Origin of the sequence: Ancylomarina sp. 16SWW S1-10-2 (assembly GCF_009669305.1) — a bacterium.
Classification (GTDB): Bacteria; Bacteroidota; Bacteroidia; order Bacteroidales; family Marinifilaceae; genus Ancylomarina.
In genome coordinates this window covers 1-25,077 of sequence record NZ_SADB01000007.1, presented here as the reverse complement: position 1 = coordinate 25,077, position 25,077 = coordinate 1, and the positions used below count along the sequence as shown (strand labels likewise).

Annotated in this window: 25 protein-coding genes; 6 read left to right on the top strand and 19 right to left on the bottom strand. The window is 33.5% G+C overall.

The annotated features are described in order from the left end of the window. Positions 1 to 75: 75 nt before the first annotated feature. Positions 76 to 2,553: a helix-turn-helix domain-containing protein gene (locus EMN46_RS20290; RefSeq protein WP_154200116.1), complete on the top strand. Its 2,478-nt coding sequence runs from the start codon at positions 76 to 78 to the stop codon at positions 2,551 to 2,553. Between the two features lie 512 nt (positions 2,554 to 3,065). Here EMN46_RS20290 and EMN46_RS07160 read toward each other — a convergent pair. The 3 genes from EMN46_RS07160 to EMN46_RS07150 all read right to left on the bottom strand — a co-directional run bounded on the left by EMN46_RS07160 (position 3,066) and on the right by EMN46_RS07150 (position 5,786). Further along, positions 3,066 to 3,710: a hemolysin III family protein gene (locus EMN46_RS07160; protein WP_154200115.1), complete on the bottom strand. Its 645-nt coding sequence runs from the start codon at positions 3,708 to 3,710 to the stop codon at positions 3,066 to 3,068. Positions 3,711 to 3,780: 70 nt separating this feature from the next. Further along, a complete protein-coding gene (locus EMN46_RS07155; protein WP_154200114.1) occupies positions 3,781 to 4,626 on the bottom strand; it encodes a hypothetical protein in 846 nt (281 codons plus the stop codon). Between the two features lie 20 nt (positions 4,627 to 4,646). After that, positions 4,647 to 5,786, bottom strand: a complete 1,140-nt coding sequence (locus tag EMN46_RS07150) for an MFS transporter (protein ID WP_154200274.1) — start codon at positions 5,784 to 5,786, stop codon at positions 4,647 to 4,649. A gap of 93 nt (positions 5,787 to 5,879) precedes the next feature. Between EMN46_RS07150 and EMN46_RS07145 the strand changes: the two genes are divergently transcribed. Both EMN46_RS07145 and EMN46_RS07140 read left to right on the top strand, forming a co-directional pair. Further along, the gene (locus tag EMN46_RS07145) at positions 5,880 to 6,395 is read left to right on the top strand and encodes a nitroreductase family protein (protein WP_154200113.1); all 516 of its coding nucleotides are present in this window, start codon (positions 5,880 to 5,882) and stop codon (positions 6,393 to 6,395) included. 59 nt (positions 6,396 to 6,454) lie between these two features. After that, positions 6,455 to 7,420 (top strand): GTP-binding protein, encoded by a 966-nt coding sequence (locus EMN46_RS07140; RefSeq protein ID WP_154200112.1) that lies wholly within the window; start codon positions 6,455 to 6,457, stop codon positions 7,418 to 7,420. Positions 7,421 to 7,602: 182 nt separating this feature from the next. On the opposite strand, the gene EMN46_RS07135 is transcribed toward EMN46_RS07140, so the two are convergent. The 9 genes from EMN46_RS07135 to EMN46_RS07095 form a co-directional block, all read right to left on the bottom strand. Then, entirely contained in the window at positions 7,603 to 8,445 is an 843-nt protein-coding gene (locus EMN46_RS07135) for a M48 family metallopeptidase (RefSeq protein ID WP_154200111.1), read from the bottom strand. A 614-nt stretch (positions 8,446 to 9,059) separates the two neighbouring features. Further along, positions 9,060 to 9,488: a pyrimidine dimer DNA glycosylase/endonuclease V gene (locus EMN46_RS07130; RefSeq protein WP_154200110.1), complete on the bottom strand. Its 429-nt coding sequence runs from the start codon at positions 9,486 to 9,488 to the stop codon at positions 9,060 to 9,062. After that, positions 9,485 to 9,946: an SRPBCC family protein gene (locus EMN46_RS07125; protein ID WP_154200109.1), complete on the bottom strand. Its 462-nt coding sequence runs from the start codon at positions 9,944 to 9,946 to the stop codon at positions 9,485 to 9,487. The genes EMN46_RS07130 and EMN46_RS07125 overlap by 4 nt, the downstream gene beginning before the upstream one ends. Before the next feature lie 28 nt (positions 9,947 to 9,974). Continuing rightward, entirely contained in the window at positions 9,975 to 10,568 is a 594-nt protein-coding gene (gene plsY / locus EMN46_RS07120) for a glycerol-3-phosphate 1-O-acyltransferase PlsY (protein WP_154200108.1), read from the bottom strand. Beyond that, positions 10,565 to 11,305: a peroxiredoxin gene (locus EMN46_RS19900; protein WP_229130300.1), complete on the bottom strand. Its 741-nt coding sequence runs from the start codon at positions 11,303 to 11,305 to the stop codon at positions 10,565 to 10,567. The genes plsY and EMN46_RS19900 overlap by 4 nt, the downstream gene beginning before the upstream one ends. A 5-nt stretch (positions 11,306 to 11,310) precedes the next feature. Next, complete coding sequence (locus EMN46_RS07110; protein WP_154200107.1) at positions 11,311 to 12,087, bottom strand: DUF1295 domain-containing protein; 777 nt, start codon at positions 12,085 to 12,087, stop codon at positions 11,311 to 11,313. A gap of 10 nt (positions 12,088 to 12,097) precedes the next feature. Next, the gene (locus tag EMN46_RS07105; protein WP_154200106.1) at positions 12,098 to 13,897 is read right to left on the bottom strand and encodes a DAK2 domain-containing protein; all 1,800 of its coding nucleotides are present in this window, start codon (positions 13,895 to 13,897) and stop codon (positions 12,098 to 12,100) included. A 19-nt stretch (positions 13,898 to 13,916) separates the two neighbouring features. Continuing rightward, a complete protein-coding gene (locus EMN46_RS07100; RefSeq protein ID WP_154200105.1) occupies positions 13,917 to 14,324 on the bottom strand; it encodes a DUF2177 family protein in 408 nt (135 codons plus the stop codon). 23 nt (positions 14,325 to 14,347) lie between these two features. After that, the gene (locus EMN46_RS07095) at positions 14,348 to 14,902 is read right to left on the bottom strand and encodes a lipocalin family protein (protein WP_229130299.1); all 555 of its coding nucleotides are present in this window, start codon (positions 14,900 to 14,902) and stop codon (positions 14,348 to 14,350) included. 693 nt (positions 14,903 to 15,595) lie between these two features. Between EMN46_RS07095 and EMN46_RS07090 the strand changes: the two genes are divergently transcribed. The 3 genes from EMN46_RS07090 (at position 15,596) to EMN46_RS07080 (ending at position 20,167) form a co-directional block, all read left to right on the top strand. Further along, positions 15,596 to 16,861 carry a metallophosphoesterase gene (locus EMN46_RS07090; protein ID WP_154200104.1) on the top strand — a complete coding sequence of 422 codons (1,266 nt, stop codon included), beginning with the start codon at positions 15,596 to 15,598 and terminating at the stop codon, positions 16,859 to 16,861. Between the two features lie 400 nt (positions 16,862 to 17,261). Beyond that, the gene (locus EMN46_RS07085) at positions 17,262 to 17,750 is read left to right on the top strand and encodes a YkgJ family cysteine cluster protein (RefSeq protein ID WP_154200103.1); all 489 of its coding nucleotides are present in this window, start codon (positions 17,262 to 17,264) and stop codon (positions 17,748 to 17,750) included. 611 nt (positions 17,751 to 18,361) lie between these two features. Then, complete coding sequence (locus tag EMN46_RS07080; protein WP_195715207.1) at positions 18,362 to 20,167, top strand: ATP-binding protein; 1,806 nt, start codon at positions 18,362 to 18,364, stop codon at positions 20,165 to 20,167. 550 nt (positions 20,168 to 20,717) lie between these two features. Here the strand turns inward: EMN46_RS07080 and EMN46_RS07075 are convergent. From EMN46_RS07075 to EMN46_RS07045, 7 genes are all read right to left on the bottom strand, one after another. Beyond that, on the bottom strand, positions 20,718 to 21,239 hold the full coding sequence (locus tag EMN46_RS07075; protein WP_154200101.1) for a 3'-5' exonuclease: 522 nt from the start codon (positions 21,237 to 21,239) through the stop codon (positions 20,718 to 20,720). A 128-nt stretch (positions 21,240 to 21,367) separates the two neighbouring features. Then, entirely contained in the window at positions 21,368 to 22,525 is a 1,158-nt protein-coding gene (locus EMN46_RS07070; RefSeq protein ID WP_154200100.1) for a metallophosphoesterase, read from the bottom strand. A 128-nt stretch (positions 22,526 to 22,653) separates the two neighbouring features. After that, positions 22,654 to 23,073, bottom strand: coding sequence for a ubiquinol-cytochrome c reductase iron-sulfur subunit (locus tag EMN46_RS07065; RefSeq protein WP_154200099.1), 420 nt, complete (start codon positions 23,071 to 23,073; stop codon positions 22,654 to 22,656). A 177-nt stretch (positions 23,074 to 23,250) separates the two neighbouring features. Beyond that, on the bottom strand, positions 23,251 to 23,691 hold the full coding sequence (locus tag EMN46_RS07060) for a DUF3795 domain-containing protein (protein ID WP_154200098.1): 441 nt from the start codon (positions 23,689 to 23,691) through the stop codon (positions 23,251 to 23,253). Positions 23,692 to 23,700: 9 nt separating this feature from the next. Then, positions 23,701 to 24,033, bottom strand: coding sequence for a 2Fe-2S iron-sulfur cluster-binding protein (locus EMN46_RS07055; RefSeq protein ID WP_154200097.1), 333 nt, complete (start codon positions 24,031 to 24,033; stop codon positions 23,701 to 23,703). A gap of 41 nt (positions 24,034 to 24,074) precedes the next feature. After that, complete coding sequence (locus EMN46_RS07050) at positions 24,075 to 24,404, bottom strand: TfoX/Sxy family protein (RefSeq protein ID WP_154200096.1); 330 nt, start codon at positions 24,402 to 24,404, stop codon at positions 24,075 to 24,077. 11 nt (positions 24,405 to 24,415) lie between these two features. Next, the gene (locus EMN46_RS07045; protein ID WP_154200095.1) at positions 24,416 to 24,784 is read right to left on the bottom strand and encodes a DUF1801 domain-containing protein; all 369 of its coding nucleotides are present in this window, start codon (positions 24,782 to 24,784) and stop codon (positions 24,416 to 24,418) included. Positions 24,785 to 25,077: the final 293 nt, after the last annotated feature.

Here is a 25,077-nt window from a genome sequence, read left to right as displayed (position 1 = left end):
GCGATTCGAAAAAACACTCAATAAATAGAATTGAGATTGCCCGATTCTTCATCTAAAAGACTAATTTTATAGTTTATGATTCTTGAGGATAAAATGGAAGAAAACAAAGAGAGAAAACTAGCTTACGACTATATAGAAAATACGAATACCAATATTTTTCTAACAGGAAAAGCTGGTACAGGTAAAACTACATTCTTACACCGCTTACGAGAAGATTCACTAAAAAGGATGATTGTTGTAGCTCCTACAGGTGTTGCTGCCATAAATGCGGGTGGTGTTACTGTGCATTCCTTTTTCCAGCTTGGCTTCGGTCCTATTCTTCCCGAAGATGAATATACAAACAAGGGTGGAAAAGCCCCTGAAAAACGTTTCAATAAGACCAAGATAGATATCATAAAATCACTAGATTTATTGGTGATTGACGAAATATCAATGGTTCGTGCCGATTTATTAGATGGTATTGATGCTGTTCTGCGTCGTTATCGTAATTCTAAATTGCCCTTTGGTGGTGTGCAATTGCTCATGATTGGTGACTTGCAACAATTACCTCCTGTGGTAAAACAGGAAGAATGGTCAATTCTGAAACGTTTTTATACCACAGAGTTTTTCTTTAGCTCAAGGGCTTTACAAAAGTCACCACATATTTGCATCGAGTTAAAACACATCTACCGTCAAAAAGATCAAGATTTTATCCAAATTTTAAATGAGATTCGAAATAATAAGCTTTCGGATGCTTCACGACGGAGACTTAATGCCAACTACAAACCTGATTTCGATCCTGATGATAAGGATGCTTACATCACGTTGAGTACGCACAACAGAAAGGCTCAAGATATCAACGAAATTAAGTTAAAGAAGCTTGATGCTGATAAAAAAAGTTTTAAGGCTAGCATCGACGGACAATTTCCAGACTACGCCTTCCCTACTCTCGAAGATTTAGAACTAAAAAAGGGAGCGCAAGTCATGTTTGTAAAGAATGACTCCAAACCAACCAAACGTTTTTATAACGGAAAAATTGGTACGATCACCTTTATTGATAAGGATAGTATTAGTGTAAAATGCGAGGGCGACCAAGATGTGATTGAGGTTGAAAAGGAAAGTTGGCAAAACATTAAATTCACCATAAACGAAAAGACTAAGGAAATTGAGGAAGAGGTGATTGGCTCCTTCACACAATTCCCATTGAAACTAGCTTGGGCAATTACAATTCATAAATCTCAAGGTTTAACCTTCGATAGAGCCATTATCGATGCCGCATCGGCATTTGCTCACGGTCAAGTTTATGTGGCACTATCTCGCTGCAAGTCGCTCGAAGGCATGGTTCTAAAAACAGAAATTAATCCGCATGGAATTATCTGCGATAGCTCGGTAACTAGCTTTAATCAGGATATGAAGGATAATCCTCCAAAACAGGAAGATTTATACAAGGCCAAGCGTGACTATGAACTTTCGCTACTGAAAGAGCTTTTCGATATGGATTTAATTTTCCATTACACTAACCGCTTGAATCAAGTTTTTGAGGCTCATCCAACAACTTCTCAAGGTGATTGTAAGGAAAAGGTAGCGGCAGTTATTGATAAAATTAAACCAGAACTGGTGAAGGTTGGTCAACAATTTTCAAATCAGCTTTTCCATATGTTTGGTTCATCTCCCGATTTGCGTAACGATAAACTCTTTCAGGAACGATTACATAAAGCCTGTGAATACTTTATCCCAAAGCTAGAACTCTACCTTCTAGAACCTGTACATCAGGCATATTTCGATACTGATAATCAATCGTTAGCTAAGACAGTTAAAGATTTACGTACTCGAATTGTTGAATTGACTCAAGTAAAAGTAGCTTGTATGCTGCATTGCAATCATGGCTTTATTCTTAAGGACTTTTTGGAACTTAAGGCAAAAGAAAACCTAAAAAATGTGACATTTAAGCGCATGCCTCAACAGGAAGATTATGCAGCTGTTGTCGATTATCCGGAGTTTTTTAAACAACTTAAAGACTGGAGATACGCTAAAGCTAATGAATTAGACACCTCAGTTGCTTCAATTATAAGCTTTAAAGTGATTGTTCAAATCTGTAATAATCTGCCCCAAAACAAAATAGCCTTAAAACAAATTAAAGGCTTGGGTCCTAAAAAGATTAACGATTATGGTTTGGAACTTATTAAACTAGTTGACACTTTTAAAAAAGAAAATAATCTGGCAGAAACGCCTGATATCTTCACATCAGCAAATGCCCAATCACCTAAAAAAGTAAGTAGTAAAGAAACTAGCTTTTTAATGTTTAAAGAAGGTAAAAGTGTGGCTGTAATTGCCGCTATGCGCGATTTAGCTCGCTCTACCATTGAAGGACACTTATGCTATTATGTAGGTATAAATGCCTTACCTATCAGTCGATTTGTTGATGATGAAAAACTAGCTATAATCATGAATTATTTCGATAATCATAAAATTGAAGCTTTGAATGATGCGAAAAATGATCTTGGCAACGAGATTAGCATGAGTGATTTGCGTTATGTTCTAGCTCATTGGGAAAATGGGTCGGAAAGTGAATAAGGTTGAGTGAAACAATTCCGATAACCATCGGAACGCCTCAGGCGTGATTAAAGTGTAGAAAGGTAAAAAAGTATAAAGGTAAAAGAGTAAAAACGCAGTAAGGAAGTTGGACTGTTAGACTGTTAGACTGTTAGACTGTTAGACTGTTAGACTGTTAGACTGTTAGACTGGAAACTAAAAAAAAGAAGAAAGTATAAAGGTTGAGTGAAACAATTCCGATAATCATCGGAACGCCTCAGGCGTGATTAAAGAAAAAGTGAGGAAGAAGGAAAATAATCATCAGCTTTCAGTAGCTCTAATTCGACAATTAAAATTGTGAGATGATTTTTTGTCTGAGACCTCGGCAACGCAAGTGGGGCCTCATAGGTGAAAAAGGTGTTAAAAACAGAATGCTGTTTGAGTGAGGTACGAACGAGTTCAGTCTGTTTAACCTTTGAACCGTGATGGGTCACTGAGTGCCGGAGTCATTGATTTTTGTTACTTTTCATCAAGGAAAAGTAAAGGAACAAAACTTATACAACGTAGAGATATATCGCCATATAATGACAAAAACTTCCCACGAGAACTAAAATATGGAAACTAGCGTGATTAAAAGGAATACGCTTAATGCTATATAGAACAGCTCCAATTGTGTAAGCCAATCCTCCTGCAAATATCCAATACAAACCCTCAGGTGCTATATTCTGGTAGAGTGGTTTAATCATGAATACCATCATCCAACCCATAAATAGATACATCAAAGTTGAAAAGACCGAGAATCTTCCTGTGAAAAAGAGCTTAATACAGATACCAACCAAAGCAAAACCCCAAACTACAGTAAAAAAGATAAGTCCCAATCTATCAGGCAATGTCACCAGACAAAAAGGCGTATATGTACCTGCGATTAGCACATAAATAGATGCATGGTCCAGTATTCTCAGTCGAGATCGTTTAACAGGATCCGTCGCTCTATGATAAAGTGTAGACGCTGCAAATAAGATCATCATACTTAAACCAAATACCCCGAAACTAAGGATTTGACTCCAATCGCCACGGGGTAAAGTCAATATCAGCAAAAAAATTAAACCAATGGAAGCAATAATAAAACCCAATCCATGAGAATAAACATTTATTTTCTCCTCAAGAGCTGAATAGGTCTTCGTTTTTGAACTTGCCATCGATTAAATTTTCACTGTTATATTTTAAGTCTGCTAAAGTTAAATTAAAAATTAGCTGAACTTAGGAAGCTTATTTAAAATCCTTAAAGAAGACATCTAGCTTATCTAAATCTTGATCACCAATTAGAGATAAGAATTTAGAGAAACTTGGAGCTACTGTCTTCAAACTATCCTTAATCTTAAACATAGCATTAAACTCAGTAATAAACTCAGCACGCATATCGAATGCACTAACTAAGGTTTCGTAGAATACTTTAAAGAAAGTTTGATCACTATTCAACAAGGCATCATCCAAAGAAATCACCTTAAGTAAATTCTTTAACAATTGAGTATCCTTATATTCTATTGCAACCGCAAGCCCTTTTGTGTAATGAGCAAATAAAAGTTGTAGGGCTTCTTTATCGTTATAAGCGTTAACTGGAACCGGCGTAAATTTAGCATCCTTATAAATGGCTAAAGCCTTTTCTTTTTCACCTAAACTCATCAATATAAATGCCTTTACATTCGATAAGGTTAATTGATAGAATTCACGATATTGGTCGAATACAAGATCCTTCTCGGCTTGCTCCAATACAGGCAAAGCCTCAGAAAGCACTTCTCTTAATTTAGCTTTCCCTCTGTTAAGAGAATACTCAGCCAAATATTGCAAAGACCAATTTAATCCATAAACCCACTTACCTGAAGTTGAGCATGAAGAATAACCCTTTGCATACTCTTTCCCAGCCTCACTTAACTCACCAAACAAAGCATAAGCTGCAGCACGATGTTGTAAGATTTCCAAATAGAAACGAGGATTATCTTTTAAAGCAATATGTGTATTATCATTCAAGAACTCTCTAATAATTTTAGGTTCCTTTTCCGTAATGCCCTTGTTGTATAATTCTACAAGACTTTTGTATATATTCTCTGTTGTCATATTAAAATGATATTTTGATTCTAAATTTTATTAATCTTAATTTTCTGTACAAATGCCAATGAAACCACACTCAGTATAGCTCCTGCTATAAAGGGTATTTGCCAATGCCACATCCATAACAAACCACCACATACTGGAATTACCACTGCCGAAATATGGTTAATCGTAAAACCTACCGCCATTGAAGGTGCAATATCTTTCTTATCGCCTGTTTTATGAAAATAGGTATTAATTCCCATCGAAAATCCGAAGAAAATATGATCGAAAATGTATAAGATAGCAACGACCAAACCGTTTTCTATAAAAGCATAACCAAGGAATATAAATATTAAAAAGAAATACTCTAGGCTTAGCATTATGCGTTCACCATAACGGTTAATTCCCTTTGCTATATAAGGCGATATAAAATAAGTAATAATATTATTGATAATGAAAAGGATAGCGACATTTTGTATGCTGAATTGATATTTCTGCACCAACATAAACACGGCAAATACGACAAATATTTGTCGTCGAGCTCCACTCAAGAAATTCAAGACGTAGAACAACCAATAACGCTTATGCAGAACCAGTCCCTTATTCTGAACAGGAATATTTTCATCCTCAGGTTTCCAAAACAGAGCCCATAATGCCATTAATATAATGATAACTCCAGCAACTATAAAATTCATCTGAAGCGATAAATGATCAGCTAATAACAAAATGAAAGCTCCCATTGCAATATTAGCAACCGCAGCCCAACTCTTTTGCTTAGCAAAGACATATGGTGCTTGTTCGTAGTTAAAATATTGTAGCGTTAGGGATTTATTGGTCGTTTCGAAATAATGAAAACCAATAGACATGATAAGTGTTGTAAAAATCAGTCCATAAAACGAGGGGAAATACCCTGTAAGAGTAACCCCAATACCAACCAATAAAACCGATATGGCTGACAAACGGTGCTCTTTAACAAAGAACAAAACATAGATAACTAGTAGAGATAAAAAACCAGGAATCTCTCTTACCGACTGAATAACACCAAGTTGAAATCCATTTATTCCGATCTCATCAACAGCTAAATTATTAAATAGAGTACGCCATGCTTGATGTCCCGCCGTAGCAGCAACCACCAATAACATGAGGTAGGCATACATTTTATTTTGTTTGAGTTCCTTGAGCATAAAGCCATTATTAATTAAGGCTGCAAAGTTATAAATAGATAGCTTAATGCACATGAAAATTTTATATTTTTACAGCAAATCTAAATTACAATTATGAGCTTAATAGATACCATTAAAAACCGTTATTCGGTTCGATCATATTTAGACAAAGAAGTTGAGAATGAGAAGTTAATGCAAATTTTAGAAGCTGGTCAATATGCACCATCAGCGGTTAATTTTCAATCATGGCATTTTATTGTGATTCGCGAAAAAGAAAACCACGATAAGTTTTCTGCTATTTACCATCGCGATTGGTTTAACAAAGCTCCCATATATATCGTGATTTGTGCAGACCACAACAAATCGTGGAAACGCGCTGAAGATGGTAAAGATCATGCCGATATCGACGCTGCAATTACTACTGACCACATGACTTTGCAAGCTACAGACCTTGGTTTAGGTACTTGCTGGGTTTGCAACTTCGATGTTCAAAAATGTCGTGATTACTTTATGCTTCCTGATCATATCGAACCTATTGCTATTCTATCTTTAGGATATCCTGATCATGAAAAACAACCTGCAAAAAAGAGAAATAGTGTAGATGAAATTGTTCATTGGGAAAAATTTTAAATTCCAAGCTAGATTCATAAGCATTAACACATTATAAAAAATTCAATTCGTATAAAAGAATGAATAAAATACCTGTTACAGTTATAACTGGTTTTTTAGGCGCTGGGAAAACTAGCCTTTTAAATCAACTGATAAAAAGCCATAAGGATAAGAAATTTGTTATCATCGAAAATGAATTTGGCGAAGAAAATATCGATTCTGAATTGGTTACTAATATAGAAAACGACGATTTGTTTGAATTGAGTGGCGGTTGTATTTGCTGTAATCTTAACACAGAGCTTTTCTTAGTTCTTGAGAACCTAATCAAGAATAACCATTCATTCAATCATCTGTTAATTGAAACAACAGGTATTGCCGATCCGGGTAATATATTGGCATCGTTTATTGCAGATCCTGGTATTAAAGCCAAATTTGAACTCGATTCTGTTATTTGTTTAATTGATGCAGCCAATGCTGAGAACGATCTTAAAAAGGAAGACATTCTAAATAAACAAATTGTCATATCTGATACCCTAATCCTCAACAAAATAGATCTCTCTAGCGAAGAAGAAACAAAACAGCTCCACTCAAAAATTAGAGAAATTAATCCAACTGCAAATATCCATCAAGCAGTACAATCGAAACTTGATGTCGAATTACTTGATGTATACGCTTACAATCCAAAAAATATCTATAAGTTTCTATTCTCGGTAGATAACAGCAATAATAAAAAGAAACACCATCACCATCACGATATTGAAAACTATTGTTTTAAAAGTGACTTAGCTTTTAATCAAATGAAAATAGGTGGATGGTTAGATGCCTTTTTACAATTCAATCCCGATACCATATATCGCGTGAAAGGTATTCTTAATATTTCGGGTGTTGATAACAGAATTATTTTACAATCGGTACACACGCAAATTAATGCCACAGTAGGACGAGCATGGGACGAGAATGAAACTAGAGAAAGCAAACTGGTATTTATTGGTAAAGAATTGAATTCTGAAGTGATTGAGAAGAATCTAATTGAACTTTGCGATTAAATATTCCCAACACTAAATTATAGAAAACCCTAAATATGAATATCATATTTAGGGTTTTACATTCTTCTTAAAATATGACGTCATAAATTGGAAATAGAGTACCAATTTTTTAAAACTAATTTGAATTCAAGGATTAGAAATCACATATGAATATAATTAATCCTAGAGTCAAATGATATTTATTAAATTTCACTTTTTGCAATATTATTTATCCTTTTCTCTAAACTTGGATGGTTAGAATTTCCTTTCGTAAATTTACCTTCTGTTATTTCATCTAGCTTTGTTAATGAATCTATTATTGCACTCCTATCATAATGACTTGCAGAATATTCATCAGCATGATATTCAAAATAAAAAGAAACTTTGTTGGGAACAAACCAAAATAATAGGCCTCCAATAGCTCCTGCCAATGCTACTAACAAACCTTCCAAATACACAACTGAAATATGGAGCTTTAAAATTTCTGAAAACATTACAAAAAATATGGTTTGTAATATAATGTTTACAAAAAAAAGTTTGAGAATATGTTTTCTTTTATGATGACCTATTTCATGGTATATAATTGCCTTTAATTGAGCCTTAGTTAATTTCTCTTTTAAGTTTTTCCCGACTATTATTATTTTATGAAAAGGAATGATTCCTGTCGCAAGTGCATTAGAGACAAACTGATCAGTAAAAAGTATTTTATAGTTATACCCTTCTGATTTTATTTCATCTTCTAATTCATTATCTCTAAAATATTTTTTTGCTTTAAATAAATATTTTAAAGGATTAATAATAAACCAATAAGATGAAATTATAGAAGCCATTAGTATAAATAGAACTATTTTATAATTGATTGAATCCCACACTCCTGTAATCAAAGAAAACATAATTCCAATAAAAAGAGAAGCACCAATGAACGATAACAAATTCTCTTTAAATGAAGGCTTGTCTTTCCCCTTCGACAAAAAATAGAAAACAAAAAATTGAACTAATAAAACTGTGAAAATTGTTATTGTGTAAATTATAGCTTGTTTTATCATCGTTTTGTTTTTATTAAAACTAATAATTATAAAGTACCAAGAATGCAGATAGCATACACTTTATGCTTCTCAATGCAACGAACTTCAATACCAGAATAAACTTTCAGGTCCCAAACAGTAGCTAAAATTACAACTGTTGCTTCTTCACCAAATTTTCAAGAACTACATTCATTACAGCTCATAAATTTACAATTTCAAATTAAACATCATATATAAATACTGTAAAATATTTTACTCGATTATTATAAGTAACTGACGTAAATAAGTTTTGGTATTTGTAAATAAAAGGTGAGCCCCTTTATCATCCGACATTCCTACAAATCTAAAATGGACTTCGTAGAATTTATTCACCTCAAGTCTCTACCCTAGTTGAAATACTTTAAGAGTAGGCTAATAAAGTTTTTAAACACGGATAAATACCTAGTTCTAGTAAACTAGGCAACACAGATGATATGAATAGAGTTTTAAATTTTCTGAATCAACAAACCTCTTTCTGAAAAGAACTTCAATTAAAATATTCTTCATAAAAAAAACAGAAATACCCATTAAATCAAGCACTGTTCATATTGAGCAGTGTTTACCAAACGAAATCATAGGTGTTTACAGCTGAAACTTTACACTATCTCCCAATCTTCGATATCACCTTGTACTAAATGGAAAAGCGGATGAAGTTCAATAACTGTTTCTTTTGATAGAATGTGAAATTTCTCCAAATCTCTGACTTCCAATTTCTTCAACAAATGTTCTTTTTCATATTGAATCTGACCATCAGTAACAGCTATTTTAGAAGCCGTAAATTGCCAATCAATTTTAGACCTATTGAAATTATAATTTCGCCGCAGAGCTTCTTCGTAAACTTCCGCTAAATACTGGTTAATTCTATCAAGGGGATTATCTGTAGCTTTAAAACGAATAAGTTGCGGATGGTTTTTATAGCCCTTTGTATTGCCCTGCAAAACATTTTTTGCAAGCAGTGTTTCGCGCCAAAGAGCTACTAAGCCTTTTGCATCGAGATATTTTGGATGAAGTGACCAGATTCTCATTGTGGAAATATTTTTTCAAGTATTGTGGTTCTATAATCGAAGATTTCGTTCAATTTGTTTTTAATCATCAACTCGTTGGCAATGCTACCCAAAAACCCAAATGGCGGAACATAACTAATGATGTCTTTCATTAATACCTTATCACCTTGCTGCTTAATAATATGCTGATGATGCCACATTGAATACGGCCCAACTCTTTGTTCATCAACAAAGTATTCCTTTTCTTTTACATGTGTTATTTCAGTCACCCAATTTGTTTCAATGCCAAAAACGGGCTTCACAATGTAACTAATAATCATTCCTTGGTATATTTTTCCAGGTAGGTCTTTAGAGCTGATATCAAAACCCATGTAATCGGGTGTAATTTTTTTCAAGTTTTGTGGAGAAGAAATAAAATCCCATAATGCTTCAATAGAAGTATTCAGAACTTGTTCTCTCTGAAATTGATAAAAAGCCATATTAGAGTGTTTTTAATAATCAATATTGTTAACAGGATTCTGTTCCATTAAGTAATCGGATCATGTTTTTTTGATGCCTAAGTATAATTAGGACCGAACTAAAAGCCAAGTAAAAAAATGTAGGTGTTATTTCATGTAATATCAGTTCGACTATGGGCATGGCAATAGCCAAGGCAATTGAGCCCATTGAAACGTATTTAAAACGCCATTTTACTATAAAATATATGGCTACCGATATAAAGACTGAATAAGGAGCAATTAAAACGGAAGCTCCCAATGTTGTATTGACACCTTTACCTCCTTTAAACTTTAAAAAGAGGCTGAAATCATGCCCAATAATGGCTACTAAAGCAAGCATGAAAATGAAATTAGGATTCGCTAAAGAAGTGCTAAAAGTCAAAAACAGAGCAACAGGAATAAGTCCTTTTAGCATATCTAAAAGTTGCGTTACAATTGACATCTTTTTACCTGCAACACGTCTCACATTAGTAGATCCAATATTACCGCTTCCATGCTTCAGTATATTTTTCCCGGTAGAGAATTTAATCAAAAGATAGCCAAATGGAATTGAACCCAATAAATAAGTTAGTACTAACAATACTATTTTAAGTTCTAAAGTCATTGTATTTCCTGTAAAATACGTAATGCCTCATCAACATGTTTCTCCGCTTGTGTTTGCGAGTTAAACATATATATAACCTTCCCTTCTTTATTGACAACATAGGTTACTCTGCCTGATATTAATCCAAAGAGATTGCTCGGTACGCCAAATAACTTACGAACTTTATTGCCTGTATCGCTCAATAGCGTAAAGTTTAAGCGATGTTTTTTCGCAAAATTAAGATGACTCTCTACCGACTGTGCACTTATTCCAACAATTACAGCATCTGTGTCTTTAAACACTTCAAACTGATCTCGAAAAGCACAAGCTTCTTTAGTACAACCTGGCGTATCATCTTTAGGATAAAAATAGATAACCATATTTTTTTTGCCCAAAACAGATTCGAGTTGAAAATTTTGTCCATTTTGGTCTTGTAATTCAAAATTGGGAACCGTACTCCCTATATCGATTTTTTCCATTGTTTGAGCATTTGTATGAAAATTCAAATAAAAAATAAATAAAATGAAGTAACCCAATAAGTATAGCGAGTAAAAATTTCTGAACTTTTTGTATTTCATATTATCTGGATAAATATTTTTAAATAAGCCTTTAATTTCTTTCCAAAATACGGGTTTAATGTTGATAACCCAACTGTCGGTTTGGTAAATAATCTTTCGAAACTTGCTGCGGTAAAAGCCTAAGGGTAAACCCCACACAACAAAAAGAATCAACCATATATTTTTAGTTATAAAATCCATCTTCTTTACTTTTTAGGAAACCAGGGCAAAAAGGAATTCGTTTTTTGAATGTATTCATGATATTGAGGCTTATCTTTATTCAGTGTCTTTTCGAGCAATGCAACTCCTGAAACTTTAATAATTAAAAGCGTCATAAAAATTGCACCTATAAATGTCCAATAACTGCCAGCAGCTAAACTAAAAATACCAAATGACCACCAAACAGCAGTATCTCCAAAATAATTGGGATGTCGTGTATATTTCCAAAAACCGGTATTTAAAACGCTGCCTTTATTGTTCGGATTATTCTTGAATTTTGCCAATTGATAATCACCACCTGCTTCAAAAACAAAGCCAATAATAAAAACAAGAACTCCCAGATAATCCAACACGTTTAAACCATTAAAATTGGTTTGTGAATGCACACCCAATAAAGGTAGCGAGACAAGCATCATTAAGCCAGCTTGCAACAAAAAAACCTGAAAATAACTATACCACCAATATCGCTTTGCTCCATAATTTCGCCTAAATTCTTGGTAGCGGAAATCTTCTCCTTTACCTATATTTCGCCATGCGAGATAGATAGAAAGCCGTAATCCCCATAAACTAACCAAAGCCAATAAGAGTATTTTACGCGAAGAAAAATCTCCAGAACTATAAAAGTAGACGGCATTTATAATTACAAATCCCATTCCCCAAAATATATCAACAATACTAACATTAGTAATGATGACGCTTAACACCCAAATTAGGCTTACGAGCACAAAAATGATTAACAGAGCATGTAAAAATAAAGTTAGCATAGGCCAGATTTTAATTTTGAAACAACAATGAAATTGCAATGGCTCCATTACCGGCATGCATACCTATTACGGGCGATATATCAACCACCGACACGGGTTTCTTACCTGTAATTTCCAACATCTTTAATTCAGCAGTTTTTGCTCCATCCGGATTATGTGCATGCAAAACAATATAATTCCATAGTGACTTTCCACGACCAATTTTTTCGATATGTTTAAATATCTTTTTCAGGCTTGCTTTCTGACTAAAGGTCTTTCCAAACAAGAGTGATTTTCCCTCTTCATCCATCGATATAACGGGGTTAATCCCCAATGCATTGGCAATAAATCCGGCAGGTTTAGAGACTCTCCCACCTTTTATCATGTACTTTAACTCTTTAACACTCACAAATATTTTGGTGTTGGAAATATCCGTTTTTATCGATTCCACAATAGATTCAGCCGTTTTACCAGCCTCTATACTTTGTGCTGCTTTAAGAACAAGTAAACCCAGTGCTCCCGATAGGTTTTTAGAATCTATATTATAAACTGGCTTTTTAAATTCATTCTCGATGCGTTGACCTGCCTTAACACTGTTTGCAAAGGTTCCGCTAAACTGCGATGTGAGATGCACCGAAATAATTGCATCATAATGCGAAGCTAACTGCGAATACAAATTGGTAAAAGTACGTTCGTTAATCTGCGATGTATTGGGGAATTCCTGACTACTATCGAGCAAATTATAGAACTGTTCTGGCTGTAAGGTTATTTTATCGAGATAATGATTATCCCCAAAATTTAAGTTTAAAGGCACAATATTAATCTGATAGAAATCAATCAAATCTTGAGATAAATCACAGGTAGAATCTGTCACCAATGCAATATTCCATTTCCTTTTATTTGCCACTTCTTGCTGACGCTGCATATCGTCAACTTTCTGAAAGGTAATTGTTCCAATATCTTTAAGCTTATCAAAAAGTTGAGCCGGATGATTGGTATGAATATGAATTCGACAGGTGTTTTCGGAACCTGCCACAACAACAGAATCACCATCTTTCACTAAAATTTGCTTTAATAAATCAGTTTTAACTTGTAGATTTTTTATAATAGCCTCGGTACAATAGCGGAAAGTGATTTCCTCATCCAAAGATTCTTCGGTATGAATAAGCGACACGTTTTCAATTTCACCTAAAGCAAGATTCCTTATATTTCTATCTTTTATAAATTCGATAACGCCTTTTATAAAAAAGACGAATCCCTTGGCACCAGCATCAACAAAGCCAAACTTCTTTAGAGCTTTAAGTTTCGAAGTTGTTTCATTTAATGATTTTTCTAAAACGTCAATCGATTCAACAATCACTTTCTGAAAATCGTATAAGCCTTCTTTTTTACTACTTAAAAAATCGGACCAATCACGAATAACGGTTAACATTGTTCCTTCAACAGGGTTAGCTATTGCCTCATAAATATATGGAATTGATTTCTTTACGCTTTCAGCAAACTCATAAAGTGTGATAACATTTTTGTTCTTCGTTTCCTTACTCAAGCCATATAAGAATTGAGCAAATATAACTCCAGAATTACCACGAGCTCCTATTAAAGCAGCTTCTGCAATATTCCCAATTGTTTTTTTATATGATTTATGAGGTTTAATATTATCGATAACTGCACGAATAGTAGATGCAAGGTTTGAGCCAGTATCTTTATCACGTACCGGAAACACATTTATCCGATTAAGTTCTACCTGATTTTGTAAAACTTGTAGGCTTCCGGCAATAAATCCATAATAAAGGATTTTCCCATTGATTGCTTGTTCAGATAATGCATTCATATTTAAATATAATTGAAAATTAACCAATAAACTTTACCATATAATAACCAAATAAACTTACCGTTGCTGTTAATACAATTCCCCAAGCAATATCGATAAATACAATAGGTAGTGGCCAACCTTTGAGTGTTGCTAAATTTGTTAAATCGTATGTGGCATAGGCAAAAAATCCGAACAAGGCTCCCAAAAAAATAGCACTTAAAGCCGAATCTTTATGAACCGACGGATAAATGGCAAAAATGGATATTCCTAAAACATAAATCAGATAGAAAATAAATGCAGCAGTCCAGTTAACTTTTTCACTCAAAAAATCGCCCAAATATTTTTGATACACATTTTTGGCAATTAATCCCAACCATGCCATGTCTATAATTAGGAAAAAAATGAAAGTTAAAACGTAATTAATTAAAATACTTTTAATATGCATAAGCTATTTTTTAGTATTCGATTTTACATTTTTTTTTGCTCTACTTTTATCAGTTTTGATACATCGTATCCTCGTTTTTCCAGATTAAGAAGAAGTGTATCGTACAAATCTTTGTCTATTTGTGGTGTTCTATTTAGTATCCATAAATACTTATCAGAACGACTACCAATTACGGCCCATTGGTAATTTTCATCGAGTTCCAAAACATAATAGTCTCCATAAAAAATCCAAAAGAAGGATACCTTTAACTTTCCAGGTTCATTTTCGGGATCTGGAATCTTTGCTTTTCCAATGGCTTCAGAAAATTCACCCGATAAACTATCCTTGTAACCACTATTAAGCACCTTTATTTTCCCATCGTCGCGCATCGAGTAATCAGCTGTAACACCAACCATTCCTCGTTCAAAACGATGATCGTAACGAGCAATTTCATACCAGGTACCCAAGTATTTTTCAATATCTAACTCTTTAACTACCGTTTTATCAATCATCGATTTTGGACTATTAAAACTATTGAAGACAATACCAAAAATTAGTAAACCAACAACAATTAAAAAGTTACTTGTCTTTTTACCCATTCCTAAGTTCTTATATAATTTATAATACCAATTTTGTTATTTCCACTTTAAGCCTATCAACAAATAAACTGAATAACAATGTATTAAGTATTACTATCTGTGATCACATTAACCAAATATTCATGTCATGTATTTATCGGACGCTATGCTCTTAAATTTAAGCATTCATTATCACAAATCCTTGATATTTCGCTGACTTTTCTACCTATTTCTAATAAAACATGCACTCTATTTTGAAAAACAGGACTAATTATAAGTCCTGAAATTACAAATTCAAACTAAACATCATAGATTAATACTGTAAAATACTTTTTAAAATTATTATCAATAGCAGAATAAATAGGTCTTGGTATTTATGAATAAAAAAAGGAGACTTTTTATCGTTCTACATTACGATATCGTTAAAATAGACTTCGTATCGTTATGCATTGCCACAGTTCTCCACTCCTATTCAATGTTCTTTCGGAATGGCTAGTGAAAACCTAGAATATCTAATAAACAAGGTACACCTATTTCAGTATAATAATTTCAGTTTAATTTGAGATTATGTTGTCATAATCAAACAAAAGCTAGACTTGTTTAAAATAAAAGATTGAATAATTTTTTCAAAAAATAACGAAAGCAATTGATGACCAAATCAATAAGTAAGAAAAATGTTTATCTTTGATCCAATTATTAAATTCAGATTAGACTATGAAAGCTAGCGCCTTTTTAATTATTCCACTTTTAATTTTCATGTTAATTGTGGATTTATATACATACAGAGGCCTAAAGCCACTCATCAATAAATTTCAAAATCTATTGATTAGAAAAGTACTAAAGATTTTCTATTGGTCGATATCAATAATTATGTTTGCGGCATTTGTTTTATTCTTTTTAAGAATTGAATATGTGCAAAAAGCAGAAACGTATGTTTATGTTGGATATTTAACTGCAGGCTTCGCTCTGTTTTATGTCCCTAAATTTGTTCTTGTTTTTTTCGTATTACTTAGGGATGTGCAGAAAGCAGTAAGTTGGCTCATTGGCCTATTTACTATGATGGAGAAGGAAAATAAGTTAGAATCAAAATCGAAAAGAAAAATGGAACGATCCGAATTTTTATATCAAATGGGATTAATGCTTGCGGCCATTCCTTTTGCCTCAATACTTTATGGTGTGACTAAGGGGAAATTCAATTTCCGTATTATGCAGGAAAGTCTACACTTTCCAAATCTACCAAAGGCTTTTCGAGGATTAAGAATTGTTCAAATTTCAGATATGCACTTAGGCAGTTTTAATAAAAACTACGAAAAAATTGAAAAGGCAATAGAGCTCATAAATGAACAAAAACCTGACATTATTCTATTTACAGGAGATTTGGTAAATAACTTTGCTGAAGAAACCGAAGGTTGGGCACCTGTGCTTAGCAAGATGAATGCAAAAATGGGAAAATACTCCATATTAGGTAACCATGACTATGGCGATTATTCACATTGGCCATCAGCCAAAGCTAAAGCAGATAACCTAAAAAAGATTAAAGATTTTCACCAAAACATTGGTTTTAAGTTACTCTTAAATGAAACTGAACGACTTAAAATTGATGAAGATGAAATCGCCTTAATTGGCGTTGAAAATTGGGGTAAACCTCCTTTCCCTCAACATGGTGATTTAGATTTAGCTATGAATGGTAATGAAGATTTAGCTTTCAAATTACTGATGAGTCATGATCCATCGCATTGGGATGCAAAAGTACTAGATACAGATGTTGATCTTACTTTTGCAGGTCATACACACGGTATGCAATTTGGAATAGAACGAGCTGGTATTAAATGGAGCCCTGTTCAATACAAATACCCTCGTTGGGGCGGTTTATATAACGTAGGTAAACAATTTTTATATGTGAATCGTGGCTTTGGTTATATTGGTTTCCCTGGCAGAATAGGTATGCCACCAGAGATTACACTTATTGAATTGAGTTAAAAGATAAGGTTAAAGGTTAAAGAGTGAAAAGGTAAAAAAGGAAACAAGAATAAAGGTATAAGTAAAAAAGATAAAGTTTTCTTTCTACTAGTTGCTGTAAATTTAGGAATCAAACAAGCTAAAGATGCTCTGTATAATGCCTTTTCATTGAAAAGTGTATAGACTTAATAGAAACAGCATTTATAAAGTATTTTAAATTAGCATTACTACCAATACTATAACTACATTTGCGCTTCGCAAATATAAGCCAACAAGACAATTATTAAATTGGTTTATAAAAAAGGTGTTACTATCCTACCATATGAGGATGATAAACACCTTTTTTCAATAATAAATTTTGAAATAACATCAATATTGATGTTAAAAACACTGACTCGACAGCCTTGCTCAAACCATAACTATGAAGAATTTAGAAAGTAATCTCGAAAAGATAGAGCAATTAGCTGAGGAAAGATTGTCTGAAAATCTCGCATTTCAAACTTACCTTAAAACACAAAATTCGCTAAAAATAGATGAAATTGTTCATCGACTTTACAAAGAGGTTGAAAGTAAAATAGACTGTAGAGATTGTGGTAATTGTTGTCAAAATCTAAGACCTATAGCCTCACATAAGGAGCTTAGGCAATTTGTTGCAGAAGAAGACATTGAATCTGTTATGTATGCTGAAAGCATAAAGTGCATGCACCACAAAAATAAAGTGTGTACAGATTATTTTAACCGACCAGAAGAGTGTCGTTTATTTCCATATCTAGACCAAGATAATTTTATAAGCAAAACTTATAGTGCGATTCAAAACTACAGAATATGCCCACACGTTTTTAATGTTGTAGAAGGTTTAAAAGCAGAATTAAAATGGGATTACAAAAATGTAAAGAACACAAAGAAATAGTTCTTTAGCTGAAGCTGAAGAAAACAATGGCTGCTAATTGATGATTAGCAGCCATTGTTTTTACCTCGAAAGCAAAATAGATTTTCAAAACGTAATTCGTTCCCGATAGAGATCGGGATCACAACTTGTAATTAACTATTCATAATCAAAAAGAACACCTCCTCAATCCCCTAAAGAGGGAAGTTCATATAGTAAAACTGAACAAACTCAAATATATACTCGGATTGTAATTCATAATTCGTAATTATTAGTTCACAATTATAAAAAAACACCCCACCGAACACGTTCGGCACCCTCCTTGAAATAAGGCGGGGAAACTGTTAGCTTTTATTAAGTTTAAATATAGAACCGTATATCAAAATTCTCCTCCTTTGTTTAAGGAGGAGTACCCTCGGAACGAGGGGGAAGTGGTTATTTCTTAATTTAAATAATACACCATAAAGGGGAAGTTCAGTTAGTGAAATGAAACGCACTGATATATATATTCGGATCGTAATTCGTAATTACCAATTATATATTATGATATAGTTTAAATGTATTTGTTTTTTTTAGTATTTTGCCCATCCAATTTTAGAAAACCTTACCAGGGAATTTATTTTAATAAAAATTGCATGAATATCGAGAATATGACAAATAAAAAAGAGGATTATTTTAAAATAGCAATGTCATTTCCCTCTGAAATTGAAAAGTTATATAGAAAGAAATATTTTGATACCTCGATAGTACAACTTCGGGTTTCAATACTCTTGGTGATGATTTTATATGGCTTGTTTGGACTTTTAGATCCATTAATGTTTCCCAATCACGTTGATTTCTTCTATATCATTCGTTTTTATATCATCTTACCAATTAATATTTGTATTCTTCTTTTATCATTTACTAAAATTTTCGAAAAAATTTGGCAGGCTGTAATAACCATTGATGTCATATTCGGCGGAATTGGTATTAGTCTTATGACACTACTAGAGCCTGATAATTATTCGTATTATGCAGGTTTAATGCTCGTCTTTTTTTCAGGTTATTTATTTCTTAAACTTCGTTTTATATGGGCAGCAGTTTGTGGGTGGCTCCTTCTTATTATTTTTAATATTCTCGCTATTTTTTACGCCCATTCTCCAATTGCAACAATTATCACTAACAACTTTTTCTTTATCAGTGCAAATCTTATAGGTATGTTTGCTTCATATTATATGGAGTCGCAAAACCGTAGGAATTTTTGGTTAAACAGAAAGCTTGATAAAGAGAAACTATCGGTTGAAGAACAAAATAAATGTTTGGAGCAAACGGTTAATGAAAGAACCAAAGAGTTGCAAAGTGAAAAGAATATCACAGAAACAATTAATGCTAATATTACTGCTATAATAGAAGGCACCAAGAATAGTATTTGGGCTTTTAATCTTGATTATGAAATACTCTATCTCAATCAGAAATTTAAAGATGAGTTTTATGAAGCCTTTGGTGTACATCTAGAGCTAGGAGTTAATCTTTTAAAACCCCTTCCCAAATCGCTTATTGATATTTGGAAATCACAATACGACAGGGTGTTAGCAAATGAACAATTTACTTTTGAAGATGAAATAAAAACTCCCAATGGAAGTATTTATATTGAAGTTGCTTTTAACCCTATTGTGAAACAAGGCAAAGTCGTTGGAGGCTCATGTTTTGGAAGCGATATTACTTATAGAAAACTAGCTGAACTAGAAATAATAAAAGGCAAGGAAAAAGCTGAAGAAAGTGATCGTTTAAAATCAGCCTTTCTTGCTAATATGAGTCATGAAATACGTACTCCAATGAATGGCGTACTTGGTTTTACCGAATTATTAAGAGAGCCTGAGCTTACTGGGGATGCGCAAAAAGAATATATAGATATTATTCAAGAAAGTGGTAATCGTTTACTCAACATTATAAACGATATTGTTGATATTTCTAAAATAGAAGCTGGTTTAGTAGAAGTAAATCTTCAAAATACAAATGTTAATGATCTTGTAGATCACATTTACTCTTTTTTTAAACCCGAAGCAGAAAATAAAGGCTTACAACTTTTCCTTAATAAACCAGAATTAACAGAAGCCCTTATTGTGAAAACGGATAATGAAAAATTATTTGCAATTCTTACAAATTTGGTTAAAAATGCCATAAAATATACAGACTTAGGTTCAATTGAATTGGGTTTTAAAGTGTGTAGCGAAAATTTGGAGTTTTATATTAAAGATACTGGTATCGGTATTTCGGAACATAAACAAAAAGCCGTTTTCGAACGTTTTATTCAAGCTGATACGACCAATAAACGACTACAAGAAGGAGCTGGACTTGGTTTATCAATCTCTACAGGATATGTTAAAATACTAAATGGTAAAATTTGGTTAGAAAGCCAAGAAGGAAAAGGAAGCACCTTCTATTTTACGCTACCACGTTAATCTCTGTTACTGCTTATTTTACACACCTCTCCCATTTACTCATCATGTATTCTTAATTTATAATTAGCTTAGCCCGCTTGCTGAGCGGAGTCGAAGCAAATTTTTCATAAATCACAATTCGTAATTACTAATTCATAATTTAAACAGACCACCGAACACGTTCGGCTTCCCTCCTTGAAATAAGGCGGGGAAACTGTTAGTTTTTATTGAGGTTAAATCTAGAACCGTTTATCAAATTTCTCCTTCTTTGTTTAAGGAGGAGTACCCTCGGAACGAGGGGGAGGTGGTTATTTCATAATTCGTAGTTCAAAGAACACCCCCTCAATCCCCCTGAAGGGGGAACTTTGCTAGTGAAACTAAGACAACTCAAAATATATACTCGGATCGTAATTATACATTCATAACTTATAATTACTAATTCATAATTTAAAAAAACACCCCCTCAATCCCCCTAAAGGGGGAAGTTCAACTAGTAAAACTAAGCCAACTTAAATATAGTTTTAGTACGTAAAGATTCTGAAACAAGTTCAGAATGACGAATACTACACTTTTAAAGCTCCAACTTGTAATTCTCAGGTATCACAAATAGTTTAATTGCAATAATAGCACAAGCATAAGCATCGTCAAGAGCCTCATGATGATTACGCATCTCGTAACCACAATATCTCGATACGGTATGAAGTTGATGATTTTCAAGATCGGGGTACTTCTTTCTTGATTCCTTTAAAGTACAGTGGAAATCATAATCGGGATAATCCATATTATAAGTCTTAAAAACAGCTTTCAAACATCTTTCATCAAATCGACTATTGTGGGCAATAAGCGGTAATCCCTTAATAAGTGGTGCAATATCTTTCCAAACCTTCGAAAACACAGGAGAACCATCGGTATCATTAGCCGTAAGACCATGACATTTAGTATTCCAATAAGTATAGTAATTGGGCTCAGGCTGAATCAAACGATAGAACTTATCGGTAATCTCACCATCTCTTACCACAACCACACCAACAGCGCATACACTACTACCATTCTGATTAGCGGTTTCAAAATCGATAGCTGCAAAATCTCTCATAATTTTCTATTTAATTTTAAAGGCTTAAGTATAATAAAAAAGAGGACAAACCCAATATAGATTTGTCCTTTTTAGAGTTTGTCTTGCCCTAAACAATTATCACGAATTTGTTTAGGACAAGACAACGACTACTTTTTGACTAGAGAAAGATTAAAAACGACTAATTCTGGTCTATTTCCTGTGCGTACTGGCGGTCCCCAAGTTCCATAGCCCGACGATGTATAAAACCAGGTATTTACTTTTTGCATCAGGCCAAAATGATTTTCATACACCATATTCGTAATATATGAGAGAGGCCACAATTGTCCTTTGTGTGTATGTCCCGACATCATTAAATCCACACCATTTTCTGAGGCTTTATCGTATTCAACGGGTTGATGATCGATAAGTAACAAAGGCAGATCGGTAGCGCTATTTTTCATGATTTCATCCATACTCTTTCTAGCATCTTGGGTAAATTGACTTTTGTCTTTATCGTCGCGACCTAAAATTTGTACAATTCCGTCGATATTGAGTATTGTGTCTCGAATATAAGTAACTCCATGTTTCGTAAAGTAATTGATAGTAACATCTGGTTTGCCCATAAATTCATGGTTCCCTGTAACGGCATATACACCAAGTGGCGCATTAATTTTTTCGATATAAGTACCCATATCGTATTTCATTACAGGCGATGGATTATGGTCTACTAAATCGCCACCAAACAACACGATATCTGGCTTTTGAGCATTTATTTGTCGTACTAATTTTTGAGCGTGATTTTTGCCTAGCATCACACCCAAGTGAACATCTGTTGCCAATAATACTTTGAGAGAATCACGATTAGAATTCTTCTTTCCAATTTCTAAATTGATCTCTTTAACAATTGGATTGTGGGCATTTACAAAACCACCAATAGTAATTACAGTACTTAACGAAAGGCCATAAATAAAGAGCATTTTACCCGATAGAAGTCCTGAAGTAAGCGAAGTTGGAATAAAGTGAAAATAGTGTTGTAGTACTCTTACAAAATCTACAAATAAAACAAATAAAAGAAGGTATAAAAGAAAGGCTAAACCAACCGAACCTGTACGACTTATTATGGTAGCAAATACGCCTGGTTCTCCTCGTTCCAATATTTGACCTACAAAAAATGTGGCTACCAAAAGCCAAAATGCCCAGGTGAAAACGGATAACATACTATTACCTTCCAGTGCCAAAGCTCCTCTACTGTATATATACCAAGCAATCGTTCCAAACACTAGGATTGCAATTGCCATAAAAATCATCATCATCGATTGTTTCATATTTCACTTTTACTACAAAATTACTATAAACTACTCCCAGAAACTTATACTTATTACATAATTGCTAATACATTTTACAAAAAAAGCCAACATTTATGTTGGCTTTTCATTCTTACTTCAAATTACGCTTAGTTAAGTGTAATAATCAATTTATTGTTGTCAATAGTGACAGGATGTGTCTTTAATGGTTTTTTTGTTGGTCCTTCAATAACTTCTCCTTTTTGATTGAAAGTAGTACAATTAACACTACAGCATTGAACGGTCTCGGTTCCTGGAACAGGATCTACTCGACGCCCCATATGAGTACATTTATTGTCATAAGCCTGATACTGGTCTTTTTTACCATGTACAAGTATAATTCTGTTGGGAAGTCCTTTGCCTTCTAAACGAACTGCACCGTCTACTTTGCTTAAGCCATTAGCTTTATCGAGATTAACCGTAATTTTGCCATCAGTAAATGACCAAAAATCATTATTTCCAGGTAATTCTGTAGCTGGTTTTCCGAGTAAACGTTGAAAAATACTGCGCTTTAATTTAATTACTTTCATAGTTATTTTATATTTATTTTAGACCTAAAATAGATTATTTCCCTTTTGTTGATTATTTAAAATACATCATAACCAAGATTATCTAAGCAAGTTTAAAATATCGTGAATTTTCATTTTTTTTCATCCGAAAAGTGAATGTGCCAAAGCCAAAATTTTCAATTAAGAATCTAGTCAGATTTAATCTAAAGTTGGCGCTTGACCATAAGCAAATTTACCTTTAAAATATTTTTGCTGAATCATTGGTGCTTCATTTGCCCATTCTTCCAAACCAATTAGCTTGATTCTGCTAAGATTATATATTTTAGTATTGTGAGGAACCATGCTCGCCATATCGGCAACTGGCATTAAATAATCGCATGGAAATTCATTACATTCCGAACAGTTATGAATACCCTTACTCGCAACACACTCTTTTGTTTTACAACCCTTTCCTTGAGTCATAGGAACAGATACAGAGCATCCCTTTTCACTTCTACAACCATCACATGCAACATCCTCAATAAGCATATTTAATCGTGCAGCTGTAGCCTGAGCTACTTCCTCGGTAATATTGTCTTTATATATGCCACAAGCCCAACAAGCCAAGCCACAAGGCGCTGTTAATTCTTTTATATCCATTAGTCTTATTTAATTTTTTTTCGTTTTGATATCAACTTTCTTCTTGTATTCAATAATTCGCTCTTCCCGTAGCTGATTTAAATCTTCTCTGTCAACAACTATATGCATCCCTTTTTTAGGTTTTCTTCGGCACGCATAACTCTGTTTTTCGTCAATTTCAACCACACATGCTTTACATCCACCATACTTTCTCTTATCATCAAAACAGGGTGCTGGAATATCGAATCCTGCACCTCTTGCAACCTCTAATATACTTAAGGATGAATCTGTTACAGTTACTGTCGTATTATCTATTTTCACCTCAAATTTAACAGGTTTAGTATCTAGATTTTCTTTTGTCATAACGCTATGTTTATGCCTTAAATTCTGCCTACGTTTTATTCCTATCGATTTTTCTTTATCTGAATTTCCAATGATTCTTTTGCCCATTCAATAAAAGCTTCCGAATCTTCAAATATATCTGGAGGAACCATGTAAAATGATTTTACCAGAGCATCACTTTTAAAGGGTTTTAGTGGTGTAGAACCTTGAGCAATGAACTTATCGATATTGGTTTCATCCACTTTCAGATAAACCACATCCCTAGCAATCATAGCAAAGGTAAAATCATCACGAAAGAGTGCAACCCCGCCGAACATCCTTTTTACATAGATCTCACCCCAATCCGATAAAAGATCGAGAACATAATTCAGAAAATCCTTTGATACAGCCATAACCAATTCTCTTATTTGATTTTTATTCTGCCATTTTTATATAAATCCAATGCCTCATTTAAAAGCAAGCTTATCGTCTCAATGGGTAAATCGTGCTTTGCATCTACCCTATATATTTTCATTCGTACACGCTCACCTTGTTCCAATTCTGGATGATTCAAAAGGCCACCTTCAACAAAAAGAATATAGGGCTGATTACTTTCCTTCTCTACATTTATAAAGCAAAACATTTTGCCCTTATAGCAGAAACAAGGCAAGTTCCATTTCATCGTTTCACTTACCAACTCATCTGTACCAAGAATAATACTTCGCAGAGCATACAAACAATTCTGGTTCTCCTCATCGTGCTTGGAATAATACACGTATAGTTCATCAATCATGATAGAATAAATAAGACATAATTAAAACTGACAGTCCTTAATCCCCCTGAAGGGGGAAGTTTAGCTTGTGAAGCTAAACATTCTCAGATCTATTTTCAAAGCGAAATTAGCTATTTATAATTCTAAAAGACCACCCCACCGAACATCCCGAATTCTATGGTTAATCCAAGAATTTAGGTTTAAAATTTATATTTATTTAAGCTGCTATATTCATATTATTCTGGTAATAATTTTTGTCATATTCCTGTCCGGTAGTTATTACAGCATATATACGATGTATCAATTTGTTTCTC